Raw genomic sequence first — 26,329 nt, 5'->3', positions numbered from 1 at the left:
TTTATAAACAGTATTCTAGCACAGGAATTTTAACTTAGGAATGGCTTACGCCTGCTGCCGGCGTCGGGTGAAAAGGTAAATAAGAGGTAGATAACACACAACCACTGTACCAACATTGATTAAAGGTAACAGGGTTTTATACATATAGGTGCTGTACGATAAGTCCCAAAGATGACGATCGACTAAACGAAACAACTGTAATATGGGAGCCATTATAACGACCAGTTGCCCTAAAGCACTTTGCCATAAATAGACTTTGTCTTTAATCCCCAAGTAGGCAATTAAGGCCATCCAAGCAATATCATTAAAAGCCCACACAACATAGCGCCACACATAAATATCATCAAATGCTTTTAGAGCAGAATAAATAAGAGTTCCGAACAAGAAGAAGGCTGCCGTGATAACAGCAAAGTAAAGTGCGGGCCAATCTTTACGAAGATAAAATACAAAAATAGCCGGGCTCAGAATGAACACCCAGCTATGATCTAATGTCACAATGACAGAATCAATCCAATGAGGCAAAGTTACTCACCTTGCGTTTTACCATCATCATTGTCATCGCCACCGCCGCCATTACCTGGCATATAGCTGTACTTATCAACTTTTTTCATTTTTATACTCCATTACATGTGTTAATGAAGTTTCACTTTAATTGATTTATTGTCTTACATCAATAGGGTCAGATTCGTGAGCTTTACCTTGCATGATAGATATTTCGACACGACGATTCCGCTTGCGATCTTCATCAGTCACATTCGGTACAAGAGGCCTAGTTTCTGCGTGACCTACAACCATCATACGAGATTTATCAAAACCAGGGGCTTTTTCCATTTCGCTTGCAACGGCAACTGCACGTTTTGAAGATAAATCCCAATTATTAGTATAAAGCTCATTTGATACTTGGAAGTCGTCAGTATGTCCTGACACGGTTATTTCACCCGGCACATCTTTTAATAGTGTCGCAATATCACGAATAATAGGCTTAAACTTAGGCTGTAAAAAGGCGCTGCCAGATGGGAATGAGCCATTCTCACGGATGCGAATAATAATTTGTTGACCTAATGACTCAAGTTCAATCGCACCATCCATAATTTGCTGTTCAAGCTGCTGGGCAATTTTCTTCACAAGCTCATTAGTCTGTTCTTGGTCAGCCGCAGAAATTGACTGCTCCAATGCTTGTTGCTGAGCCGTACTTTGCGATTCACCACCACGCTTATTACCACGTTGCTCTTGACGACCACCGGCAGAGCTTTCATCACCAGCTTGAAACTCAAGCATTTGCTGAGTCATTTCTACAGTTTGTTGTTGAATCGTTTCGATAGGGGTAGGTTCAGGTTTACCTGGGGTAAACTCCATTGCTATTACCGAGGTCCCTTTTGGAATATCTTTTACTTCAATTTTGTTTTGCACACCAAATGCAAACTTCATTGAACCAGCAATTTGCTTAAACTTCAGTACATCCATTTCCGAGAAAGCAAGTAAGAGTACAAAGAAGCACATTAATAATGACATTAAATCTGCGAAGGTTCCCATCCAGGCTGGTAAACCTGGTGGTGGACATTTGCACTCTTGATCGGACATGCCCTACTCCTCGGTATCAACTTTACGTTTTGATTCAGCTAGGTAATTTTTCAATATACCTTCAATGACTTTCGGATTTTGGCCATCTTGAATACCTAGTACGGCATCGAGAATTAAGCGTTGGTTAAGAGCTTCTTCATCTTTACGTAGTTCTAGCTTTACCTGAATAGGAATTGCTACAACGTTTGCTAAGAAAGCACCATATAATGTTGTTAAAAGTGCAACCGCCATCGCAGGACCGATTGCTTTCGGGTCATCCATGTTTGATAGCATAGCAACCAGACCTATTAGCGTACCGATCATACCCATCGCAGGGGCAATATCAGCAAGTGACTTGAATAAGCCTGCGCCAAGTTCATGACGATTAGCGGTGAGAGAAATATCTTTTTGCAGCGTGGCACGAACAACATCAGCATCATGACCATCCACTAACATATCCACCCCTTTACGCATAAAACCGTTGGGGATTTCGGCTTCTTCTAATGCTAGAAAACCACCTTTACGTGCTGAGTCAGCTAATTCTACTGCTTTTTCAATTAATTCTTCTGGAGATTCGATTTTGAACATAAAGGCTTTAGCAGCCACTTTACCTATGCCCAAAAATTGCCCCATGGTGAAATTCGATAACACGATAAAAATCGAACCACCAAATACAATGACCACCGAAGGCGTGTTGTAAAACATTGCAACTTGGCCGTCACTACTTAACACCATCGACATAGCAATTAAGCCTATGGCACCAAGAATACCTATTATGGTTGCTAAATCCACATACCCCTCCAGAGGAACAATTACACGACACCCTCAGGCATCAAATTTTTATTATTAACTGCTTATCGGCAAGCAATTGAAATACTTAAATCATTAAATGAATTAATTATATTTTAATGTAAGATTTTTAAGCTACAAGTTTAAGCTGTATGTAAAAGCGTAAAAATAACATATTGAAAATGGATTATGCGTAAAAAAACACATCATTCTTTGACCTAGTTTAGCATTCCCCCTAAAATTGGCCTCACTTTCTAACAGCTATCGAGGCCACAATGGCAACAAAGAAACCAGAAAACTTAAGCTTTGAAGAAGCGCTGGATGAATTATCTCAAATAGTTGCACAAATGGAGCAAGGTGAATTGTCTTTAGAACAATCACTAAAACAATTTGAACGTGGTATTGCGCTGGCGAATGCTTCATCTGGTAAGTTGCAACAAGCCGAACAAAAAGTTGCCATCTTAATGGGTAACGATAGCCAAGCTCCTCTTAGCAATTTTGATTCAAACTTGGACTAATTAAGTGCAACTAAAAGAACAATTACAACGCGCTCGAGAAGACGTTGAGGCACATTTAAATCGCTATTTCGCACAGCCACTTAATACCGAAAAGAACATTAAAGAAGCTACTCATTATGGTGTTTTAAATGGTGGTAAGCGCTTACGTCCTTACCTTGTATATGCGACGGGCCGAATGATGGGTGCTAACAAGGCCGATCTCGATATTCTTGCTGCTGCCATTGAATGTATTCATAGCTACTCATTAGTCCATGATGACCTACCTGCAATGGATGACGATGACTTAAGACGTGGTCGTCCCACCTGTCATATTGTCTATGGTGAAGCGCAAGCAATACTCGCAGGTGATGCATTACAAACACTGGCATTTGATTTAATCGCCAACCACCGATTTTCAGTTCCTGCGAGCCAGCAGGTAAAAATGATAGCCTCGTTAAGCAAAGCCTCAGGTATTGAAGGTATGGTAGGTGGACAGGCACTGGATATAGAAGCGACTGATAAAGAAATTAGCGTGTCTCAGCTAGAGCGTATTCATCAGTTAAAAACGGGCGCCTTACTAAACTGTGCAATTACACTTGGTGCATTAAGTGCTAATAGCTGCGATGAACATACTCTAAAGCAGTTGAACTTATTCGGCCAAGCAATAGGTCTGGCTTTTCAGGTACAAGACGATATCCTAGATGTAGAAGCTGATACTGAAACATTAGGTAAGCCACAAGGTTCAGATATTGCCGCCAATAAAGCAACTTACCCTGCTTTATTGGGAATGGCAGGTGCAAAGCAAAAAGCACAAGACTTACTAGCTCAAGCTCATCAAGCTCTTGAGGCAATTGATTACGACACCAGCGAACTGGCAAGCCTTGCTAGCTATATCGTTGAACGTAATTATTAATGCCTAAAAAAGAAAGACAAAATAACTAAAAAATCAGAGCAGCAATGGGCTATAATGCACTCTGGTTAGCGAAGGATGTATATAAAATCATGACACTTGATAGTAGCAAGTATCCATTATTAAGTTTGGTTGACGAACCAGCACAACTGCGTGATTTAGCGCAAGACAAGTTACCTGCGTTTAGTAAAGAGTTACGCGAATACCTACTTAACTCAGTTTCGCAAAGTAGTGGTCATTTAGCATCAGGTTTAGGCACTGTTGAACTAACGGTTGCGCTTCATTATGTTTATAACACGCCTGAAGATCGTTTAGTATGGGACGTGGGTCATCAAGCATACCCACACAAAATCTTAACTGGTCGTCGTGACCAAATGCATACTATTCGTCAAAAAGACGGCTTACACCCTTTCCCATTCCGTGAAGAAAGCCCTTACGACACCTTCAGTGTAGGTCATTCGAGCACTTCAATTTCGGCTGCACTAGGTATGGCCATTGCTGCTGAAAAAGAAGGTAAAGATCGTAAAACAGTTGCTGTTATTGGCGATGGTGCGATTACTGCAGGTATGGCATTTGAAGCGATGAACCACATGGGTGATGTAAACCCTAATGTGCTAATTATCTTAAATGATAATGAAATGTCGATCTCTGAAAACGTGGGTGCACTAAACAATCACTTTGCACGTATTTTGTCTGGTAGCTTCTACACCAATATTCGTGAAGGTAGCAAAAAACTTCTTTCAGGCTTACCACCTGTGAAAGAGCTTGCCAGTCGAATGGAAGAACATTTAAAAGGTATGGTCATTCCAGGTACTTTCTTTGAAGAGTTAGGCCTAAATTACATCGGCCCAATCGATGGTCATGATGTTAATATGTTGGTCGATACCTTACGTAACATGCGTAACCTTAAAGGTCCGCAGTTACTGCATATCAAAACACAAAAAGGTAAAGGTTATAAACCTGCTGAAGCGGATCCAATTGGCTACCATGGCGTACCAAAATTTGATCCTAGCATGTCTAAATTACCAAAATCAAAACCTGGCGCGGCTACATTTTCTAATGTATTTGGTGACTGGTTATGCGATATGGCAGCACAAGACGACAAGCTGATGGCAATTACCCCAGCGATGCGTGAAGGTTCTGGCATGGTGCGCTTTTCTAAAGAGTACCCTGCGCAATACTTTGATGTAGCTATTGCTGAACAACATGCTGTAACGCTTGCAGCTGGCCTTGCCTGTGAAGGCTTAAAACCTGTTGTTGCTATTTATTCAAGCTTTTTGCAACGCGCTTACGACCAACTTATCCACGATGTGGCATTACAAAACTTACCTGTTTTATTTGCTATTGACCGTGCAGGAATTGTAGGTGCAGATGGTGAAACTCACCAAGGAGCCTATGACTTGAGCTTTATGCGTTGTATTCCTAACATGATTATCATGGCACCAAGCGATACTAATGAGTGTCGCCAAATGTTGTATACAGGTTACCAATGCAATCAACCTGTTGCTGTTCGTTACCCTCGAGGTAGTGCGGGTAATTGTGACGTTGAATCGACAATGAGCGCGATTGAAATTGGTAAAGCGCGTAGCATCAAGCTAGGTAGCAAAGTGGCAATCTTGTCGTTTGGTACGCTATTAGAGAACGCCAAAGTAGTCGCCGATGAACTTAACTCAACAGTGATTGATATGCGCTTTATTAAGCCTCTTGATACTGATGCTATTAGCGAATTACTAGCTAGCCATGATGTGATTGTTACCTTAGAAGACAACGCCATTGCGGGTGGTGCAGGTTCTGCTGTGAATGAGCACCTAGCTGCAATTAAGGCTAACGTGTCTATCTTAAACTTAGGTATTCCAGATGAATTCATTAAGCATGGCACGCAAGATGAAATGCACGCCGAAATGGGCTTAGATGCTAATGGCATCTTAGCTAGCATCAAAGAGTTCATGGCTTAAGCCAAACAGCATTCACAAAAAAGGAGCTTTAAAGCTCCTTTTTTAATACCAATCCGCTTAATTAAGTAGTCTATTTTGAGGCAATTAAACCTCGTTGATAGCAAGGCAAAAATTTCGTTATTTAGTTGTTCTAAATGAGAAATTTTTAACGCAGTTAGCGACAGGTTTAATCCCTCAAAATGATTAAGTATTATTGCGGGTTGGTATAATACCAATAGAAACTCTATCGCATCCAAATTTTTATATCGGCTAAGCCATTAGCTTGTAATGCACTGAGCTGCTGATCAACATTATTGCTTTGCTCGAACTCAAAGGCATCTAATTGCTCATCAAAGGTAATGTTTGCAACACCATCACCACCACGCTTTTTAACTTGATGTAATGCGATATCAGCAAGATTGACTGAAGTTTCCCAACCAATAACTTGTCCACCCAATAAAGGTAATGGGTAGAAAGACCAGCCAATCGACGCAGTAATGGTGGTTGACTCACCATTTGGTAATCTAAATGGATTTGCTGCAATCGCTTCACATAAATCAGCAACATAATTGTCTATCGCTGTACGTTTGAAATCACGTAGTAAGAGTAAAAACTCATCACCACTCCAACGTGCGACATAGTCAGAACCTTGTGTACGGCTATTAAGTAAGGTTGCCATTTGCTGTAAACAGCTATCGCCTGCAAGTGGCCCATAAGCATCATTAATTCGGCTAAAGTTATCAAAGTTAATGATCAACAATACCAATGATTTGCCCTGCGCTTGTAATGACTGCGAGTTTCGCTGGAAGTGCTCGATATCTTTTGGTAGTTGATCAAACAAGAAACGGCGGCTACGTAATCCAGTAAGCTCATCAGAATGGCTAACTAACTTAAGCTGTGAATTTACTTGATTAAGCTTATCGTTGGCTTCACGAAGCTCAACAGTTCGTTCTGTTACTAAGCTCTCAAGAGCTAATTGTTTACGTTTCTCTTGCGCTCTAAATACCCAGAACACAAGATAAAACAATAAAATAAAGCTGCTGGTGATCAAAAGTCTGAAATAGATAGTCTCGTCAAAGCGACGCGGCACCACAAAACTATACTCAGTACGACGTGCTTTTTGCCAATCTTCACCACGGCGTTTTGCTTCAAGCTGGAATAAAAAAGAACCCGGCGGTAAGTTGGTATAAATTGCCTCACGACGAGTATTAGCATAACGCCAGTCACTGTCCAAGCCACTTAAGCGGTAACGGAACTCAATACTTGAAGGGGCATAATAATCAATCGCAGTATATTTTAATGTCACATCACGCTCATCAATTTGCAGCTCAGGTTTATTACCTAAGGTTGCCGTACTTAAATGACGAAGCGGCGTGATCAGGCTTTCAATACGAGGTTTCAGAGCTTGCACACCAAAGAGCTCAACACTCTTTGGAATTTCAACAACACCTTGTAGGCTTGGGTACCAAATAGAGTTACCTGTATCTGCCACAGCATCATGGCCAAGACCGGCACAACATTGACTAGCTTTACCATCGAGCTGACGGTCAAACGATGAGATCACTTGTTCTACTTTTAAGCTCTCAATGTCAGTACCAAACTGCTCTACCGGCATGCGATATACGCCTTTCATGGTACTTACCCAAATACGCTTTAACTGCTTATCGTAAACGAGACTAAAAATAGACCCATACGGTAGACCATCGGTCGCATCTAACTGACGCCACTGACCTTTGGTACTGCGATAAAATAGACCATCGTTAAGTGAGCCTATTAATATCCCCACCCCTTCAATATTTAAAATACTGGTGACGTAAGCACTTTCTAAACTAGTTTGGTCGCCAATTTTCTCAATACCTCGGTCGGTAAAGTAATAAGCCCCTTTACTGGTACCAATTAAGCCAAAGTTTTGCTCATCAAGAACATAGGTTATAAATTTACTGCTTAAGAATGCATTGTAAGCAAATGGTGTTAAACCACCATAACTTAAGCGATACATACCTCGGCCAGTACCAAGCCAAAAACCGCCTTTGCTAGAACGGCTAATTGCGAATACAGGGTTATCTCGTAGCGCTCGCCCAGGGACTGTATATAAGTTTTGGTTTTCGTAATAAAACACACCGCGACCAGTTGCGATGTACAAACGGTCACCATCAAATTGTAAGTCGTGCACCGCAGCTCGACCAAATTGATTACTCGGAATTTGATTTACAAAATTTTTGTTATAATCGAAGTAGCCAACACCACTTCGATTGGCCACCCATAATTTGCCATCAGGTGCTTGGCTAATAGCCATCACCGCTTCTGTCATATTTGAAATAGCAGAGTGACGTTCAATACGCCCCTCATGAGCAAGCCATAAACCTTCACTGAAGCTTGCCAGCCAAATATTATTTTGATTATCACGAAAGATATCAGCAAACCAAATACTCTGATCTAGCTGACTTGGCTCAACCCATTGCCAATCACCTGAGTTATCACGAAATAACAGCCTGCCATAGGTCGAAATCCATAACGCCCCATCAGAGTCACTCATAAACTTATAAACAGCAGAGTTACTCGCATTTGGAAGTGGGAATGGACGCAGCTCATCATCTAAATCAAGAAAATAAGCACCTAGCTCTGAGGCTAGGTATAAGTTACCTTCAAGCCAAGCCATATCATGAATAATGGTTTGTGCTAATCGTTCAGGTAATGACACTTTTGCAGTGAGTTCTAATCGTAATTTTGCAAAGTCAGAAGAGGTATTAGTTAAGCGCAGTAAGTGACGCTCATTAACCAGCCAAATACCTTCTGGCGACAAAGCCATTTGACTCACTGAACCAACAATTTGCGTAATTGCAGTGGCATTAGATACCGGTACGATTAACGCTGAGTTTTGATTTAGTGTGACTTGATTTCGAGCAACATAATAAAGGCCGTTCGCGGCAATCCAGATACTACCTTTGGAGTCTTCAAGAATATCCCGCACAGGGCCTTTGACGTTAAAGGTTTGCGACATCATAGTTTTAGGATCAAGTGTCACCAAGCCATTTTTGGTACCTACCCAAAGTAATCCAGTGCTATCAACCAATAACTTATTAATACCGTTACTTGGCAGGAAGTCGCTATTTTGCGTATTGAAGTTGGTGAAAGTATTACCATCAAATCGGCTTAATCCAAACTGTGTGCCTAGCCACATATAGCCTTGCTCATCTTGAGCAATACTTTTTAAAGATTGTGATGGCAAGCCATTTTGGATGTTCCACTGTTTAACGACATAGTCAGTAATAGATGCAAACACAGGCATGCTGCAAAGCATCAACAAACAGACAACTAGAAATCGCATCATATACTTGCCACCAAGTAACACTTAACTCATCGTTTAAAAAGGCAAATAGCCAGCTTTAAACAAGGCTTGAACACAAATTAATGAAAATATACCTGCTAAAATATCATCAGCCATGATGCCCAAGCCACCGTGTAAACGTCTATCGAGAATTCTGATAGGACCTGGTTTAGCGATATCAAAAAAACGAAACAACAAAAAACCAACCAACAGTGACTGCCAATTCAGTGCAGCACCAATCATGGTGATATAATAACCAGCAACTTCATCCCAAACAATGGCAGGATGATCGTGTACCCCTAAGTCATCTGCCGTTTTACCACATGCCCAAATACCAAATACGCTGATCACGATTGCAAACACAATCTGTAACCATAGCGGGAAGTACATTGTGGTAAAAATAAACGGCAATGCAGCAAAGGTACCAAAGGTGCCTGGAGCTTTAGGCGCAAGGCCTAAGCCAAAACCCAAACCAAAAAATTGGTGTGGGCGTTTTAAATTGAATAAACGGTTATTGCTCAAACCGGCTCCTTCGTGAAGTGCTGAAAACCCTTGCCTTGATAGTTAAATTTTTCACCATCAAGTAATAGTTCTATGTCACTTTCGCCACTTTTAATTTGCCCAACACAACTTGCTTCAACACCATACTGGCGCAACTTCATATCAACCATGCTTTTATTACTTTCAGGCACAGTAAACAGCAACTCATAATCGTCACCGTAATTTAAGATATAATCAAACTGCTCTGCACGTGGAATTGAAGAGTTTAGTGCATCAGAGACTGGCACTTTATCGACATTGATCACAGCACTGACTTGCGATAGCGCTAAAATATGTCCTAAATCAGCTAATAAGCCATCAGATATATCAATCGCCGCAGAGGCTGCACCTCGTAACACCTGCCCCGCTGCAACACGCGGAGTCGGGTAATCAAAGCGATTATTTAAATAATTTAAATGTTCAGGGGCAATATCAAGTCCTTGTTTACGAGCTTCAATTGCCACACCAGCATCACCTAATGGGCCTGTTACATAAATCCAATCGCCAACTTTAGCACCACTACGACGTAGTGCTTTGCCTTCAGGTACGATGCCTTTAGCACAAATTGTAATAGTTAAAGGGCCTTGGGTGGTATCACCGCCAATGATCTGCACATTGAAGTACTCTGCAATTTCATGCATACCTTCGGTGAACTCTTCAAGCCATTCTATGTTTACTTCTGGCAAAGTTAAGCCAACCGAAATCCACGTTGGTTCTGCACCCATAGCCGCCAGATCACTTAAGTTAACAGCTAAAGCTCGATGCCCAAGAGCACGAGGAGAGATGTCATCAAAAAAGTGTACCCCCGCAACTAACGTGTCTGTTGTTACTGCCAATTGGCAGTTTTCAGGCACAGATACCAAGGCACAATCGTCACCAATACCTAGGTTCACATCATGGCGAATAATACCACGGCCTTTAAAGTAACGATTGATTAATTCAAATTCCTTCATACACAAAAAAGCCGGCCCAAGCCGGCTCTCCTTTTACGGTGCTACTTACTTACGCAGTTCTTTCACTGCTTTATCAAGTACACCGTTGACAAACTTATGACTGTCTTCAGCACCAAACATCTTAGCAAGCTCAATGCCTTCATTGATTGCTACTTTGTAAGGTACGTCTTCACGGAATTTCAGCTCATAGCCAGACAGACGTAAAATTGCTTTTTCGACCATGTCTAACTCATCTGCTGGGCGTGCTAAATGTGGCGCAACGATTTCATCTAATTGCTTACAGTTAACAACAACACCGCGTGCTAGGTCTTTGAAATATTCGACGTCGATCTTAGTCACATCATTTTCAATTAACATTTGCTGTTCAATATCAGCAATCGGGTTACCGCTTAACTGCCAAGAGTATACGGCTTGAAGTGCTAAGATACGTGCTTTACGTCTTGCTGCTGGTTTCACAGAGATTCCTTAAACTTAAATTTTGTCTAACACATTAACCATTTCAAGCGCACCTAAAGCAGCTTCGCCGCCTTTATTACCCATTTTGGTACCTGCGCGCTCAATTGCTTGCTCAATGCTTTCAGTGGTTAATACGCCAAATGCAACCGGGATATCATACTCAAGAGATACTTGCGCAAGACCTTTGTTTGATTCGCCAGCGACTAAATCAAAGTGTGGCGTACCACCTCTGATCACTACGCCTAAAGCGATGATTGCATCGTGTTCTTTCTTTGCTGCAACGCGTTTCGCTGCTAAAGGTAATTCAACGGCACCTGGTACGTAAACAACAGTAATGTCGTCTTCAGATACGCCACCTGTGCGCTTAAGCTCATCAACAGCGCCTGCTAATAGGCTGCTACCAATAAAGTCATTAAAGCGAGAAATGACAATGGCAAACTTTTTGCCCGGTGCGTATTTGTTACCTTCAATAATTTTCATTTAATAACCCTAAAAAATAAGTTTAAGCGGTTGCGATTGCGCAAAAATTACGGCGCATAATACCACAAAAATATAAAAGTAGCCTAGTAAATCTGTTTTCCAACAATTTGCCTAATTATGACTGCGGCTCAACGTAGTCAACCACTTCTAAGTGGAAACCAGATAACGCATGGTACTTTTTAGGACGGCTCATCAAGCGCATCTTTTCAATACCTAAATCAGCAAGGATCTGTGAACCCACCCCCACAGTACGCGATGTACCTTGGAATTTACGGTGACTAACATTTTCGCCAGCATCTTGTGCAGCAAATGCTTTAACGGTTGCTTCTAGGTCTTCCGTTGATTCTTGCTTACCTAAAATAACCAGTACGCCGTTGTGCTCAGCGATATAAGCCATAGCATCTGATAAGCCCCAGCTACGATCAGCACTTCTATCTGATAATAAGATGTCATTGAAGGTACTTTGTAAGTGAACACGAACTAACGTCGGCTCATCTTTAGATACTTCACCTTTTTGTAGGACATAGTGAAGTTGACCATCAATGGTGTCTTTGTAAGTAACTAAATCAAATTCGCCGTGATCAGTTGGCAATTTACACTTGGCAACACGCTCGATGGTGGTTTCGTTTAGGTTTCTGTATTCGATTAAATCTGCAATAGTGCCAATCTTTAAGTCATGCTCTTTAGCAAATATTTCAAGATCTGGGCGACGTGCCATAGTGCCATCAGCATTTAAGATTTCAACAATCACTGATGAAGGCTCAAGGCCCGCTAAACGCGCTAAATCACAACCCGCTTCGGTATGACCCGCTCGAGTTAGCACGCCACCTGGCTGCGCCATAATAGGAAAGATATGCCCCGGTTGAACAATATCGCTTGGCACGGCACCTTTAGCAATAGCAGCTTGTACTGTACGAGCACGATCAGCTGCAGAAATACCTGTCGTTACGCCTTTCGCCGCTTCAATAGACATGGTGAAGTTAGTCGAAAAAGCAGCACCATTATTTTTAACCATGAGTGGTAACTCTAACTGTTGACAACGCTCTTGTGTCATAGTTAAACAAATTAAACCACGGCCATGCGTTGCCATAAAGTTGATGGCATCTGCACTGATATGCTCTGCTGCGATGATTAAATCGCCTTCATTTTCTCTGTCTTCATCGTCCATTAAAATAACCATTTTACCGGCTTTAATGTCATCGATAATTTCTTGCGCGCTGTGTAAATTCATAATATGCCCATGAGAGTATTATTAATAGTGACTATCTTTGCTTATTTAATAAAGCCAGCTTGTGCTAGCAAGCTCATTGATATGTCTGAACGGGAAGGTTGTTCGGCCCCTTTTATTAGGCGCTCTAAATAGCGAGCAATCTGGTCAACTTCTAAGTTCACCTGAGTACCCACCTGAAATTCTGCAATCGTTGTTTGTTCAGCGGTATGCGGAACAATAGTAAGCTTAAAGCGGTTTTGTTCGACCTCATTGACCGTTAAGCTAATGCCATCAATACATACCGAACCTTTGTACGGAATGTATTTCATTAAATCATTGTCTGTACTTAACCAGTACTCTGTTGCACGGGCATTAGGACTGATACTTTCTACAGTCGCAATACCATCAACATGACCTGATACTAAATGCCCGCCTAGGCGAGAAACGGGTTGCATGGCTTTTTCGAGGTTGACTGTTTGTCCTTTTTTATAATGCGCAAACCCAGTTAAGCTGATTGTTTCGTTAGATAAGTCAGCACTAAAACCATCGCTATGTTTAGCGACAACCGTTAAACACACACCATTAGTGGCAATACTGTCACCGAGCTTGACGTCTTTCATATCCAAATTAGTGCTTTGAATACGAATAGCCAGATCGCCTTGCTTTTGTGTTAGTTCAACAATTTTACCTGTTGCTTCAATAATTCCAGTAAACATAGTGCTACTCTTTATTTTTCAATTTTTGTGGCTTGCTTTGCTTTGTAGCTGTTAAGCGAATATCGTCGCCAATCATCACTGTATCAGTAAAGGTCAGTTCAGTGATATCACTCATCACGGTAACTTCTGCAAAGTTTAGTAAGCTTTTGCCCATATCACCTATTAACTTAGGGGCAATATAAACGATGTATTCGTCAATTAAATCCTGCTCAGCAAACACCCCTGCAAGGGTCGCTCCTGCTTCGAGCCATATCTGATTAAATTGTAGTTCAGCAAGACGCTTTAAAACCGCGGATAAATCAACTTTATTATTAACTGCTGGTACAACTTCGTGTTTAACAAAGTGAGGCCATTGATGTTGTTTATCAAGCGATGTAGTGAAAATAATCACCGGACTTTCAATGCTAAATAATGTAAGTTCAGGCGTTAACCTATTTTGTGAATCAATAATCACTCGAGTAGGCTGGCGCAAAGGCAAGGATGTAGGCATAGCAAATGGCAGTTCATCAACGCGCACATTGAGTTTTGCATTATCAGTAATGACTGTGTCAGCCCCCGTCAAGATAGCGCAACTTTGCGCACGATATGCTTGCACATCTTGGCGCGCTTTAGGACCAGTAATCCATTTACTTTGACCATTATTTAGCGCGGTTTTGCCATCTAAACTACAGGCCATTTTACAAGTCACATATGGTACCCCTGTTTCCATACGCTTTAAAAAGCCTTTGTTTAGGTCACGCGCTTGTTGCTCAAGTAAACCGGATGCCACTGAAATACCAGCATCGGCTAAAATCTGTAGACCACGACCACTCACCGCAGGGTTAGGATCGACCATGGCAGCAATAACCTTACTGACACCAGCTGCTTTTAAACCTTCGGCACAAGGCGGAGTGCGTCCATAATGACTACAAGGCTCTAAAGTTACATATGCTGTGGCGCCTTTCGCATTGTCGCCAGCCACAGCCAAGGCATTTACTTCAGCATGGCCCTGCCCTGCTAGTTGATGAAACCCTTCACCGACTATTTCGCCATCTTTAACCAGTACACAGCCAACATTAGGGTTTGGAGTCGTGGTAAAACGCCCTTGTTTAGCAAGCTCAATGGCACGCGCCATATAAGCAATATCAAGCTCTGTGAATGACATAGTTAATCACCTAAACGAGCGATTTCTTCACCAAACTCGCGAATATCTTCAAATGAACGATATACAGATGCAAAACGCACATAGGCCACTTTGTCGAGTTTCTTCAGTGACTCCATGATGCACTCGCCAATTAAATGGCTAGATATTTCACGCTCACCAGTAGCACGAAGTTGAGATTTAATAATGTTAACGACTTCGTCGACCTGCTCAGTGCTAACTGGGCGTTTCTCTAAAGCGCGATGCAAGCCATTGAGTAACTTATCTTCGTTAAATGGTTCGCGACTACCGTCTTGCTTAATCACTCTTGGCATCACAAGTTCAGCGCCTTCAAAGGTGGTAAAGCGCTCATGGCATTCGTTACATTCACGTCGACGTCTAACTTGGTGACCACCGCCAACAAGTCGAGAATCAATTACTTTGGTATCTTTTGCGGTGCAAAAAGGGCAATGCATAGGGTTCAACTTCCGTTTATAAAAAACAAAAAAAGGCCGCTTACTAAGCGGCCTTTATAATAGCAAAAAACAACGCTATTGTTATCTTAATTACGGTTTAACCAGTAATTAAGCGTAAACTGGTAATTTTTTACAGATAGCTTTAACTTTCTCTTTTACTTCTGCTTGTACAGACTCATCGTTGATGTTGTCTAATACGTCACAGATCCAGCCTGCAAGCTCTTTTGACTCAGCTTCTTTGAAACCACGGCGAGTAATAGCCGGAGAACCAATACGAAGACCAGACGTTACGAACGGTGAACGTGGGTCGTTTGGTACTGAGTTTTTGTTAACAGTGATGTTAGCGTTACCTAGTGCAGCGTCAGCATCTTTACCTGTGATATCTTTGTCAATTAGGTCAAGAAGGAATAAGTGGTTGTCTGTTTTACCAGAAACAACTTTATAGCCACGCTCTTGAAGTACTTCAACCATAGCTTGAGCGTTCTTAACAACTTGTGCTTGGTACGCTTTGAACTCTGGCTGTAATGCTTCTTTGAAAGCAACCGCTTTAGCAGCGATGATGTGGCATAAAGGACCACCTTGACCACCAGGGAAAACAGCACTGTTTAGCTTTTTGTAGATCTCTTCATCACCACATGCAGAAACGATTAGACCGCCACGAGGGCCTGCTAATGTTTTGTGAGTTGTCGTAGTAACAACGTGTGCATGAGGAATTGGGCTTGGGTATACACCCGCTGCGATAAGACCAGCAACGTGAGCCATATCTACGAATAAATATGCACCAACTTTATCAGCGATTTCACGGAATTTAGCCCAGTCAACAACGCCTGAGTATGCAGAGAAACCAGCGATGATCATTTTTGGCTTATGCTCTAATGCAAGTGCTTCAACTTGAGCGTAATCAATTTCGCCAGTTTCGTCATTTAGGCCGTATTGAATTGCATTATACGTTTTACCAGAAAAGTTAACGTGTGAACCGTGAGTTAAGTGACCACCATGAGCTAAGCTCATACCTAGTACTGTATCATGCGGCTGAAGAAGAGCTTGGAAAACAGCTGCGTTTGCTTGTGAACCCGCATGCGGTTGGACGTTAGCGTAATCTGTGCCGAATAATTCGTTTGCACGATCAATTGCTAGTTGCTCAACAACGTCAACATGCTCACAACCGCCATAGTAACGTTTGCCTGGGTAACCTTCAGCGTATTTGTTGGTAAGCTGAGAACCCTGCGCTTCAAGTACGCGTGGGCTACAGTAGTTTTCAGACGCGATCAGTTCGATGTGCTCTTCTTGACGAGCCGTCTCTTTAGTGATGGCTGCAAATAACTCTGGATCGAAATCCGAAATATTCATGCTACGTTCTAACATGGGGTCTCCTAAGGCAACGTGTATGGTGTTTTTTGAAGGCTGTATTGTACGCTTAAAACGCACTTTTGCCTATCTTGTAAAGATGAACATATTTAAACAGGGATTGAATTTATTTCACAGTGTTTTAATAATGATATTTTTTTATTGATACATAAAAAAAAATTATAGATTTAAAATATTACATATATTTTTAAAATGTCACTCTAGATAAAATTATCAACGCTTTATTGCGTTTCAATAGAAGCGAACTAAGCTTATATTCCTAGTCAATATCAAGGATGGTATAAGTACATGTTAGCTAAACCTATATATGAATTAGTCCCCTACGGATACTTCTTTCTCGGCATGAGCTGCATCACATTAGCAAATAATTATGTACCAACATTAATTGGTGTAACTTTATTTTTATTAGGCGCTAACATTTGGCGAATGCGCTCAGAAGCTAGAAGAACAGATCATATAAGCCAGCGAGTTAAACAAAAAAAGTCCAACTACTACTATGAATTTAAACCATTTATTATTTTTATTTCGGCTTTCACTTTGATGCAATGGACACAAAATGAATTAGTCTCAGTGATCAGTATTTTGCTATGTATTGCTGCGGTGGTCATTTTATGCATGCGAGTTTTAAACCGTCATAGTCATTCATTACTTCATTAAAAAAGAGCGGCTTCGCCGCTCTTTTTTTAGTATTAAGCTAATTTATTTAGCAGCTCTGTTCGAAGCAATTGATAATCAAACTTAATATCTTCAGCCAAACACTGCTTTGCCAATGCATCAGCAAGCGGTTTTGGCATTGGCAGTTCAATGTCTAAAATTTGCTCTACACTGTCTTTGAATTTAGCAGGGTGTGCGGTCGCTAAAAATATACCTGCACTACCGTCGGCTAGATTTTCTTTCAAGCCTTGATAAGCAATTGCAGTATGAGGTTCTGCGATATAACCAGTTTGATGAATTTTTTTCATCACCTCTTTTGTTTCTTCTTCACCAACACAGCTTGAATAAAAGTCATCATAGCTAAACCATTCGTTATCTAGCATAAATTGAACGCGTGGCCAGTTATTCGGTTTACTCACATCCATTGCGTTCGATAAAGACTCAAGTGTGTCATTTGGCGCCCACTCTTTATTTCGCAAGAAGCGTGGCACAGTGTCGTTTTGATTAGTTGTGGCACTTAATTTAGCAACAGGCATTCCAAGTACAGCACCAATCATCGCCGCACATACATTACCAAAGTTACCACTAGGTACTGAGATATGCGCTTTACTACGCTGCTCTTTTGGTAATTGCGCAATTGCTTCAAAGTAATAGCATACTTGCGCAACTAAACGACTGATGTTGATTGAATTCGCTGAGTTTAAACCTAGCTTTTGTTTAATTTCATCGTCTAAGAAAGCTTGTTTTACCATACTTTGGCAGTCATCAAAGCTACCATCAACGGCGTAGCAGTGAATGTTATTACCTAAAGTAGTGAATAGTTTTTGCTGCGCTAATGATATTTTACCTTTTGGGTATAAGATCACGACATCTATATTTGGCTTGTTATAAAATGCATGAGCAACGGCTGCGCCAGTATCGCCCGATGTGGCCGTTAAAATAGTGACTTTTTCGCCTTGGTTAAATTGGGCAAGACACTCAGCCATAAAACGACCGCCAAAGTCCTTAAAAGCAAGCGTTGGGCCATGAAATAACTCCAAACAATAAATGTCTTTTTCAACTTCTACCAACTTCACATCGAAGTTAAAAGCGTTTTGCACCATCTGTGCGACGGTATCAGCAGGTAATTCATCACCAATTAAGTGCGATAAAATCTTACTACTCCGACTAACAAAGTCCAAATCTAATAAAGTATCAATGTCTTGCATTGGCGATAGGCTATCAGGGAAGAACACACCTTGATTACGGCCTAAACCCGTTTTTACCGCTTCAACAAACGACACCTGTTGTGTTTCATCTTTTAAATTATGTAATTGCATGTTTATTCCTTAAATTCTTTAAAGCTGTCGCGTGCCAAGTTGATCAAGTTGGCAGATATGGCAGAAGCCCTGCTCATTAATGTAATTATCATTCAGCCACGCTGCACACTTTTGTGCAGCTTCAAGACTCTTACACACGGTAAATAATGTTGGCCCAGCACCTGAAATACTGACAATTTCAGCGCCAAGCTCTGGTAAAGCACTTTTCGCTTCGACAAAGCCTTGAATAAGCGGTGCACGATACGGTTCGGCTATTTCATCAGACATAATTGATAATGCAGCATCAAAACGGCCAGTGAGCAATAAGCTACTAAACGCAGAAAGCCGCTGTGCAAATTCAACACTGTCGTGCATTGATAATTGCGTTGGCAAGACCGAACGCGCTTTTGCGGTATTCAGTGAAAAACCAGGGAAAGCCGCTACGTAATACCATTGATTATCAACAGGTAACGAAATTGACTTGTTCGGAATGAGTTCACCCGTTAATTGCAAACCACCTAAATAACACGGCGTGATGTTATCGTAATGACGGCCGCCACTAACAATGGCTTCAAAGTCAGCCATCAACTCGATAAGTTGCTCTTGGGATAAATTCGTTTCGGCGAACTTATCGAGGGCCGCGAACGCAGCCACTACAGAACAAGCACTTGAACCTAAACCAGAGCCAATCGGTAGATTCTTTTTAAGCTCAAGCTTTACTGCTGACATAGTCGGCGCTACGTGCTCTTTAAAGTGAATTAAACATTGATAAGCTAAGTTTTCTTCAGCATTAGCTGGCAGTTTATGGGCATAGTCGCCAGAGCATACAAAAGTATCTTGCTCTGCGGCACTAACCTCTACAACATCGCCTAATAAAGTACCATCGATAGGTGCGAGCGCGGCACCGAGTGCATCAAAGCCGACAGCAAAATTCCCGATTGAAGCGGGTGCGTATACACGGATCATGACCTGCTCCTAGCGCGTTAACGTTTTTAAGATATCAGCAAATACGCCTGCAGCCGTTACTTCAGCACCTGCGCCATAACCACGAATCACAAACGGACGTGGTTGATAATATTGACTTAAGATTGCCAATGCATTTTCACCGTCACGGATATCGTAAAGAGCATGGCTACTATCTACGGCTTCAATGCCTACTTTACATTGACCGTTTTCAATAGTGCCCACATAACGAAGTACTTTACCTTCACTTGCAGCACTTTGAATGCGGTCGTTAAACTGCGCATCAAGTGATGGTAGTTTTGCCATGAAATCGGCTACAGAATCATCTTCTGCAAACCCTTTTGGTAAAACAGATTCAACTTCGATATCGCTTAGTTCTAATTCAAGACCAGATTCACGGGCAATGATGAGTAGTTTTCGAGCAACATCAGTTCCAGATAAATCATCACGCGGATCAGGCTCTGTAAATCCACTTTCTTTTGCTTTTAATGTTGCTTCACTAAGTGATAAACCATCTTGTAGTGCACCAAACATATACGATAATGAACCCGATAAGATACCGCTGAATTTAATGAGTTCATCGCCCGCACCAAATAGCGATTTAAGATTATCAAGTACCGGTAAACCTGCACCTACGTTTGTTTCGTATAAAAATTTACGATTATTCTTTTGTGTTGCTGCAACTAAATCTTGGTAGTAAGCATATGAGCTAGTATTGGCTTTTTTGTTAGCAGCAACAACATGAAAACCGGCATTCAAGAAATCCACATATTGCGCAGCAAGCTTATCGGCCGAACTACAGTCAACTATCACAGGGTTGATTAAGTGGTTTTGTTTTACAAATTGCTCCACCAAACTTAAATCAAATGCTTGCTCTGACTCGGCTAGTTTGTCTTGCCAGCCATTAAAAGCAATACCTTCGCTATCAAGGTAAAGCTGTCTTGAGTTAGCAACACCGTATAAGTTCAGCTTAATGTTACGCTTTTCAAGCCACGCTTGTTGGCGTTGTAACTGCTGAATAAGCTCTTGACCAACCAAACCACAACCAAGTAAAAAAACATCAATTGAAGGAATGTGGGTAAAGAAATTTTCATGGCAAACTTTTACAGCGTCGTTGCAAAACTCACCGTCGATGACCGCTGAAATTGCACTTTCAGTGGAATCTTGTGCAATTGCAACGATGTTAACCTGCGCTTGTGCTAACGAAGCAAAGAACTTAGCCGCTAACCCTTTGTGAGCACGCATGTTATCGCCTACTAAAGTGACAATAGCAAGGTTACGCTGCACTTGAACTGGTTCGATTAGGCCAGCTTGTGATTCTAATTCGAAAGCAGTCTGAAGTGCTTCAAGGGCAAGCGATAGGTCGCTTTCATGAACACAAAAACTGATGCTAAATTCACATGAAGATTGAGTGATTAAAACAATTGAAACATTGTCATGAGCAAGTGCATTAAATACTTTTGATGCCATGCCCACTTTACCTTTCATACCTGGGCCTGAAACAGTTAACATAGCAAGGTTTTGTAGACTTGATAGCGCTTTAACAGGCTCGTTAGATACACTGTCGTTACTGATCACTGAGCCTTCAGCACGTGGATTATGTGTATTTTTGATCTCACACGGCACACCCGCTTTGGCACAAGGTAAAATCGTTTTCGGGTGCAATACCTTCGCCCCAAAATAAGAAAGCTCCATCGCTTCTTTATATGATAGTGAATCAACCTTAGACGCTTTTTTGATATAACGCGGATCAGCATTATAAACGCCATCAACATCAGTCCAGATCTGACATACATCGGCTTCTAAACATGCTGCAGCAATTGCCGCTGAGTAGTCTGAGCCATTGCGACCAAGTGTTGTTAGCTCACCTTGTTCGTTAGCAGCAGTAAAGCCCGGCATGATATAAATAGTGCTCGGTGCAGCTTTTAGTGCTTCTTGAAAACGCAACTTACTTGCAGCCAAGTCAGCTTCAGCATCAATGTAGCCGCCCACAGAGGCAATACAATCAGTCGCTTCTAGATAGCGAGCATTACTTTGTTTAAGCATGCACTCCATCAAAGCAACACTTACGCGCTCACCAAAGCTAATAGTATAGGCACGTACTTGGTCTGGGCAGCACTTTAAAAGTGCAACACCATCAAGTTTATTCTTCAGTTCATTCAAGTTAGGCCAACTTGCTACCTGACCAAAATCAGCTTCAACAGCAGCTTTTAGTTGTTCACAGCGCGCAACCAATGCTTGCCATAGCTCACTAAAGTCCTGCCCATGTTCTGCAGTACTTGCTAACGCGACTAATGAATCAGTCATACCACCTGGAGCTGATAGCACTAACAGCATTTCATCGCGTAATTCTTCTTTGACTAACTGAGCTACCTGTTGCAAACATTCGTAGTCGGCCAAGGACGACCCACCAAATTTTAATACTCGCATTATTTATGTTTCCTCATTCCATAAACGAAAAAGGCCTGTGTTCTAGTGAACACAGGCCTATAAATTTGTTGCACCGACCTATGCCACTATCCAGTAAGGATGATGGTTGTAATAATAATGGTCGTTGCGTGATTAAATGTTTTCATAGACTCTAGACTGCCTTAAATGTAGTCAGGCTGTCAACCCTTAAAGAAAAGATAAATTATGCGTTTGTGTTATTTAAAAGATTAATGAATACCAAATTTATGCAAAGTTGCTTTTAGGCGAACAAGATCTATTGGCTTATCAATGAAATCAATGGCGCCCAACTTTACTACTCTTTGCTTCATTTCAGTCTGAATATCAGCCGAAATAACTATTACAAAGCATTCTATTTTCTCTGCTTTAATAGATTCAAGCACAGCGACTCCATCCAGTTCAGGCATGGTTAAATCTAAACAGAGTAGATCAAAATTATGTTCGCGCAGTAACGCAAGTGCTTCACGCCCATTGGTTGCTTGTTGAATATCTGCATTCAAGCAATCCCCTAAACAGCGCACTACCTGCTTGCGGGCAATATTTGAGTCATCACAGACCAGTACTGAAAAATTAGGATTATTCATGAAATAAAAATCTTTGCTGTAGCAAATACAACATTAAAAAAGGCTAATGTTAAAAAAGTTAAAGGTGAAATAAATTTATAACACAATTTTTAAAGCGCAGTAAGGCTAAGCTTTTTCAAAAAATACTAACAATTTATAAATGTTCCAGTAAAAAAGGATATATTTATTTCTTTTTAACCATTTATTAGCTAACTTTAGAACTAGCTGAATGTATTACAATTGTCACCAAGGAGCTATGGATATTCCATGCTACAAAAAAGCCTGTCAAAAGAATTATTAACAAATGTGCTCTCTGTCTACTTTTTACTAACCTTCGTGGTGACGTGTGGACAGGTTATTGCTGAGTACGTTAATACAAAAGATTACATTCGCGACGAGTTAACTACTTTACAAAAAACATTTAGCCGTAGTTTAACCCGTGCAATTTGGGAACTGAACGATAAACAAACCATCACGACGGCTGAGGGCCTACTGGCAATCCCTATGATCGAAGGCATTATTGTGCGTGATGATAGTGGTGAGGTACTCTCACAATTAGGGCGTTCGTTAGATATTCATGAGCTTTACAGTCAACAGTTAGTTCAAGAAGAAGCAATTATCGAAGATACGCCGTCGGGTTTATTTGGTTATACATTCCCACTTATTTTTGAATTCTCGGGTAAAACAACCCAAGTAGGCGACGTAACCCTATTCTCAAGCCGTGAAGTGGTATTTAGCCGCATCATGATTTCTATCTATTTTTTAATCGGAAATGCGATGATCAAAACCACCTTTTTGATCATTCTTTTCTTACTCGCATTTAGAAAGCGCTTAACCGAGCCATTGGCACAGTTCACAGAACAAATTGAAGATCTAGAACTAAACGATTTAGAAGGTCGCCATATCGAGATCAAAACCGTTGAGCATAACGAATTAAAAGTAATGGAAGAATCTTTCAACCGCTTAATTGATAAAGTGGTACTTTACCGTGAAGAGCTCGAACATACCCAAAAAGAACTTTTGATAAGTAATGAAAAGCTCGACCAACATAACTTGCAGTTAGAACAAGAAGTCGCACGCAAAACATCAAACCTAAGCCAAGCTATGATGGACTTGCAGCAACAAAAATACGAGCTTGAAAAACAAAAGCTAACACTTACTGAAGAAATCGATTTACGTAAGCAAACTGAACAAGAGCTAATAACTAAGCAAACTGAGTTACAACGCTATCTTGATGAACTTAATATGGCACAAGAGCGCTTAGTAGGCTCAGAAAAAATGGCTGCATTAGGCGGCTTAGTTGCAGGTATTACTCATGATGTTAATACACCTATTGGGATTGGTGTTACTGCAACTTCCTTTTTACAAGAGCGCTTAGACCAAATTGAAGCAGCTTACAAAGATAAGACTCTGTCGCCAAAAGCACTGGAAGAATTTATTAATGATGCTAAACAAAGCACCAGCTTACTCACCAGTAACTTAGACCGTGCTTCTGAGCTGGTTGCAAGCTTCAAGCAAATTGCAGTCGACCAAGCCAGTGAAGCGGTACGAACAATTAATTTTAAAGAGTATTTAGGTGAAGTGATCCGCTCTTTACATCCAAAACTCAAAAAAACATCGCATCACATTAATTTAGATTGCCCTGATGATTTAACGCTTAACCTACCTGCGGGTGCTATCAGCCAAATTTTCACAAACTTGATTATGAACTCACTCATTCATGGTTTTGAAGGTATTGAAAGTGGTGTTATTGATATTGTTATCAAAGAAGAAGATGACGAAGTTGTCATCGACTTTAAAGACAATGGTAATGGCGTATCAAAAGAGCAATTAGAAAAGCTCTTCGACCCATTCTTTACTACTAAACGCGACCAAGGCGGCAGTGGTTTGGGCACACATATTACCTTTAACCTCGTTAAACAAACCCTAAGTGGCGATATTGAGGTATCAAGCGAAGTCGGTAAAGGCTTGCACTACCATATTAGTTTTCCGAAAAACATGCCAAAACCTCTTTCAATGTTTAACTCATAAGCAAATAGAGCTGATGCCGAAATGATTCATTTCGGCATCAGTTTTTTATTGCTATGATTGGGCAAATTTATTGAAAGGATTAGCCTAATTATGTGGTTTAGTAACCTTATCTGTTACCGTTTTAAACAAGACGTTTCATACTCTCAAGAAGACTTCGACAAAGCCCTAGAGCAAGACCTGTTTCGTTCATGTACCGGCCAAGAGCTTTCAACTTTTGGTTGGACAAAAGCGTTTGGTAAGCATGGGCAAACCCTGTCTCACTTCTCTCAAGACAGCATTTTAGTATGCGCAAAGCGTGAAGAAAAAGTGCTGCCAGCTGCCGTTATCAATGAAATGGTTGCAGAAAAAGTTGAGCAAATAGAAGCGGAAGAAAACCGCCCAGTTAAGAAAAAAGAAAAAGACGAACTAAAAGAAAATATTCTACACACGTTACTACCTCAAGCATTCAAAAAATCGAGCCTACAGTTTGCGTTTATCGACCAAAAGAATGGCTGGGTTGTTGTTAACAGCGCAAGCTTTAATAAAGCAGAAGAGCTTTTAGCCCTACTTCGTAAATCACTTGGCACACTTCCTGTCGTACCTGCATTTGCTAATTATGATTTAGATGTATTTTTAACTGATTGGTTAACTAATTTCAGTACGCCTGAAGGCTTTTCAATCGGTAACGATGCAGAACTTGAAGAAGCAGATGACAGTGGCGCTCAGGTTAAATTAAAAGGCCATGATTTATCATGTGACGAAGTTAAGTCTCATTTAGAAAATGGTAAGCGTGTAACTAAGCTTGCTCTTGATTGGCAAGAGCGCGTCAAATTCATGCTGCAAAACGATGGCTCGATTAAACGTTTAAGCTACTCAGAAACACTAAAAGAAGAAAACGCTGACATTCCAAAAGAAGATATGGCAGTAAAACTTGATGCTGACTTTATCTTAGCGTCAGAAGAAATTAAGCAAATGCTAGAAGAGCTGACTCAAGGCTTAGGCGACAAGGAAGATTTATAAAATTAACTTTTAGGTTAATTAACACTAAAAGCGCGACTAACTAAGTCGCGCTTTTTGTTTAAATTAGTCAGTAAAAATCGCTTTTACTTCGTTAAGCATATCGTGATATTCATCTTCACTGAACATATCAAGTGATTCAATCACGCCTTTATCCATGTAGGTTTGTAATGCTGCAGACTTATCAGAAACCTGTAAAATCCCTTCTAAAATTGCGCCAATACGAATGAAATCAACATAGCAGATATGTTCTGGACGATAGTTTGGATTTGCCCAACTTTCAGCAACTTCTACAAACTCATCAGTAAAGCCCCAAGCACGCATAATTGCACCACCTACTTTACCACCTAATTTTTGGATAGCATGTGCAAGGAAACTTGGGTTTGCGAACACCTCTGGGTGCTTTTCGGCTTCAGTTAAAATTGGCAGTACACCAATGTTATAAACTAATGCCGCTAAGGTGATTGTGTCGCGATTAAGCGAGGTTTGCTTGTTTCTGCGTAAAAAGAAGTCCATTAAGGTAATTGAGTGGCACGCTACTTTAAGCGTTTTTTGCCATGCCTTGTCCATATAGCCTTTGATCAGCTCATTGTGCGATACAAACAGCTGTTCCATTGCCATTGCGGTAGCAATGTTTTTGATTTGACGTAGACCAATTCGTGTTACCGCTTGGTGTAGATTTGTGACTTTAACTGAGCGCCCCATAAATGCACTATTCGCAACTTTGATCATTCGTGCTGATAATGCTGGATCATGAGAAATGACATCTGCCATATCCATCAAGTTTACCTCGGGATTATCCGCGGCTTGCCTAACCTTTACTGCAACTTCCGGTAAGGTAGGTAACACTAAAGTGTCGTTATTTATTCTGTCGACCAATATGGTCAGTAATGCATTTTCTGTTGACATATGTGTGCCATCCTCTTGGATTAGCCCGCCCAAACAAAGACAGACTAATGACTGACATTATTAGATTAGTTATAGTTTTAGTATTGTCTAACTTAGCGCTAAAGTTAAGAAATTCACAGAAATTATCTAT

At 41.0% G+C, this 26,329-nt stretch carries 24 protein-coding genes; 6 read left to right on the top strand and 18 right to left on the bottom strand.

Going from position 1 to position 26,329, the window contains the following annotated elements; all coding sequences use genetic code 11:
• Positions 1–45: 45 nt before the first annotated feature.
• From QUE86_RS11465 to pomA, 3 genes are all read right to left on the bottom strand, one after another.
• Positions 46–522 (bottom strand): hypothetical protein, encoded by a 477-nt coding sequence (locus QUE86_RS11465; RefSeq protein WP_130049549.1) that lies wholly within the window; start codon positions 520–522, stop codon positions 46–48.
• A 135-nt stretch (positions 523–657) separates the two neighbouring features.
• Entirely contained in the window at positions 658–1,581 is a 924-nt protein-coding gene (locus QUE86_RS11460) for a flagellar motor protein MotB (protein ID WP_054562656.1), read from the bottom strand.
• Between the two features lie 3 nt (positions 1,582–1,584).
• Positions 1,585–2,352, bottom strand: a complete 768-nt coding sequence (pomA, locus tag QUE86_RS11455) for a flagellar motor protein PomA (RefSeq protein ID WP_054552564.1) — start codon at positions 2,350–2,352, stop codon at positions 1,585–1,587.
• 272 nt (positions 2,353–2,624) lie between these two features.
• Here pomA and xseB point away from each other — a divergent pair, with 272 nt between their 5' ends.
• From xseB to dxs, 3 genes are all read left to right on the top strand, one after another.
• A complete protein-coding gene (gene xseB / locus QUE86_RS11450; RefSeq protein ID WP_054552565.1) occupies positions 2,625–2,867 on the top strand; it encodes an exodeoxyribonuclease VII small subunit in 243 nt (80 codons plus the stop codon).
• A 4-nt stretch (positions 2,868–2,871) separates the two neighbouring features.
• Positions 2,872–3,759, top strand: coding sequence for a (2E,6E)-farnesyl diphosphate synthase (gene ispA, locus QUE86_RS11445; protein ID WP_130049550.1), 888 nt, complete (start codon positions 2,872–2,874; stop codon positions 3,757–3,759).
• Positions 3,760–3,848: 89 nt separating this feature from the next.
• Positions 3,849–5,711, top strand: coding sequence for a 1-deoxy-D-xylulose-5-phosphate synthase (dxs, locus tag QUE86_RS11440; RefSeq protein ID WP_286257301.1), 1,863 nt, complete (start codon positions 3,849–3,851; stop codon positions 5,709–5,711).
• A 223-nt stretch (positions 5,712–5,934) separates the two neighbouring features.
• Here the strand turns inward: dxs and QUE86_RS11435 are convergent, their stop codons facing one another.
• From QUE86_RS11435 to glyA, 10 genes are all read right to left on the bottom strand, one after another.
• On the bottom strand, positions 5,935–9,021 hold the full coding sequence (locus QUE86_RS11435) for a ligand-binding sensor domain-containing diguanylate cyclase (RefSeq protein WP_130049552.1): 3,087 nt from the start codon (positions 9,019–9,021) through the stop codon (positions 5,935–5,937).
• A gap of 33 nt (positions 9,022–9,054) precedes the next feature.
• Entirely contained in the window at positions 9,055–9,540 is a 486-nt protein-coding gene (locus QUE86_RS11430; RefSeq protein WP_130049553.1) for a phosphatidylglycerophosphatase A family protein, read from the bottom strand.
• A complete protein-coding gene (thiL, locus tag QUE86_RS11425; protein ID WP_130049554.1) occupies positions 9,537–10,511 on the bottom strand; it encodes a thiamine-phosphate kinase in 975 nt (324 codons plus the stop codon). The genes QUE86_RS11430 and thiL overlap by 4 nt, the downstream gene beginning before the upstream one ends.
• A 45-nt stretch (positions 10,512–10,556) precedes the next feature.
• Positions 10,557–10,967 carry a transcription antitermination factor NusB gene (gene nusB, locus QUE86_RS11420; RefSeq protein ID WP_054552571.1) on the bottom strand — a complete coding sequence of 137 codons (411 nt, stop codon included), beginning with the start codon at positions 10,965–10,967 and terminating at the stop codon, positions 10,557–10,559.
• A gap of 15 nt (positions 10,968–10,982) precedes the next feature.
• The gene (ribH, locus tag QUE86_RS11415) at positions 10,983–11,447 is read right to left on the bottom strand and encodes a 6,7-dimethyl-8-ribityllumazine synthase (RefSeq protein ID WP_054562661.1); all 465 of its coding nucleotides are present in this window, start codon (positions 11,445–11,447) and stop codon (positions 10,983–10,985) included.
• A 115-nt stretch (positions 11,448–11,562) separates the two neighbouring features.
• Positions 11,563–12,678, bottom strand: coding sequence for a bifunctional 3,4-dihydroxy-2-butanone-4-phosphate synthase/GTP cyclohydrolase II (gene ribBA, locus QUE86_RS11410; protein ID WP_130049555.1), 1,116 nt, complete (start codon positions 12,676–12,678; stop codon positions 11,563–11,565).
• A gap of 41 nt (positions 12,679–12,719) precedes the next feature.
• Positions 12,720–13,373 (bottom strand): riboflavin synthase, encoded by a 654-nt coding sequence (locus tag QUE86_RS11405; protein ID WP_130049556.1) that lies wholly within the window; start codon positions 13,371–13,373, stop codon positions 12,720–12,722.
• 4 nt (positions 13,374–13,377) lie between these two features.
• Positions 13,378–14,517 carry a bifunctional diaminohydroxyphosphoribosylaminopyrimidine deaminase/5-amino-6-(5-phosphoribosylamino)uracil reductase RibD gene (ribD, locus tag QUE86_RS11400; RefSeq protein ID WP_130049557.1) on the bottom strand — a complete coding sequence of 380 codons (1,140 nt, stop codon included), beginning with the start codon at positions 14,515–14,517 and terminating at the stop codon, positions 13,378–13,380.
• 2 nt (positions 14,518–14,519) lie between these two features.
• Positions 14,520–14,969: a transcriptional regulator NrdR gene (nrdR, locus tag QUE86_RS11395; RefSeq protein WP_054552576.1), complete on the bottom strand. Its 450-nt coding sequence runs from the start codon at positions 14,967–14,969 to the stop codon at positions 14,520–14,522.
• 108 nt (positions 14,970–15,077) lie between these two features.
• Entirely contained in the window at positions 15,078–16,334 is a 1,257-nt protein-coding gene (glyA, locus tag QUE86_RS11390; protein ID WP_054552577.1) for a serine hydroxymethyltransferase, read from the bottom strand.
• A gap of 291 nt (positions 16,335–16,625) precedes the next feature.
• Between glyA and QUE86_RS11385 the strand changes: the two genes are divergently transcribed.
• The gene (locus QUE86_RS11385; RefSeq protein ID WP_130049558.1) at positions 16,626–16,994 is read left to right on the top strand and encodes a hypothetical protein; all 369 of its coding nucleotides are present in this window, start codon (positions 16,626–16,628) and stop codon (positions 16,992–16,994) included.
• A gap of 32 nt (positions 16,995–17,026) precedes the next feature.
• On the opposite strand, the gene thrC is transcribed toward QUE86_RS11385, so the two are convergent.
• The 4 genes from thrC to QUE86_RS11365 all read right to left on the bottom strand — a co-directional run bounded on the left by thrC (position 17,027) and on the right by QUE86_RS11365 (position 22,284).
• Positions 17,027–18,310 (bottom strand): threonine synthase, encoded by a 1,284-nt coding sequence (gene thrC, locus QUE86_RS11380; protein WP_250661715.1) that lies wholly within the window; start codon positions 18,308–18,310, stop codon positions 17,027–17,029.
• A gap of 18 nt (positions 18,311–18,328) precedes the next feature.
• Positions 18,329–19,255 carry a homoserine kinase gene (gene thrB / locus QUE86_RS11375; RefSeq protein WP_130049560.1) on the bottom strand — a complete coding sequence of 309 codons (927 nt, stop codon included), beginning with the start codon at positions 19,253–19,255 and terminating at the stop codon, positions 18,329–18,331.
• Between the two features lie 9 nt (positions 19,256–19,264).
• On the bottom strand, positions 19,265–21,682 hold the full coding sequence (gene thrA / locus QUE86_RS11370; RefSeq protein ID WP_286257285.1) for a bifunctional aspartate kinase/homoserine dehydrogenase I: 2,418 nt from the start codon (positions 21,680–21,682) through the stop codon (positions 19,265–19,267).
• Positions 21,683–21,909: 227 nt separating this feature from the next.
• On the bottom strand, positions 21,910–22,284 hold the full coding sequence (locus QUE86_RS11365) for a response regulator (RefSeq protein ID WP_130049562.1): 375 nt from the start codon (positions 22,282–22,284) through the stop codon (positions 21,910–21,912).
• 246 nt (positions 22,285–22,530) lie between these two features.
• On the opposite strand from QUE86_RS11365, the gene QUE86_RS11360 reads away from it, so the two are divergent.
• Both QUE86_RS11360 and rdgC read left to right on the top strand, forming a co-directional pair.
• Positions 22,531–24,294, top strand: a complete 1,764-nt coding sequence (locus QUE86_RS11360) for a sensor histidine kinase (protein WP_130049563.1) — start codon at positions 22,531–22,533, stop codon at positions 24,292–24,294.
• A 90-nt stretch (positions 24,295–24,384) separates the two neighbouring features.
• Complete coding sequence (gene rdgC, locus QUE86_RS11355; RefSeq protein ID WP_130049564.1) at positions 24,385–25,293, top strand: recombination-associated protein RdgC; 909 nt, start codon at positions 24,385–24,387, stop codon at positions 25,291–25,293.
• Positions 25,294–25,356: 63 nt separating this feature from the next.
• On the opposite strand, the gene QUE86_RS11350 is transcribed toward rdgC, so the two are convergent.
• On the bottom strand, positions 25,357–26,199 hold the full coding sequence (locus QUE86_RS11350) for an HDOD domain-containing protein (protein WP_058586211.1): 843 nt from the start codon (positions 26,197–26,199) through the stop codon (positions 25,357–25,359).
• Positions 26,200–26,329: the final 130 nt, after the last annotated feature.

It is taken from the genome of Pseudoalteromonas apostichopi, from assembly GCF_030297135.1.
Lineage (GTDB): Bacteria > Pseudomonadota > Gammaproteobacteria > Enterobacterales > Alteromonadaceae > Pseudoalteromonas > Pseudoalteromonas apostichopi.
This window is presented reverse-complemented; position numbering and strand designations above follow the sequence as displayed.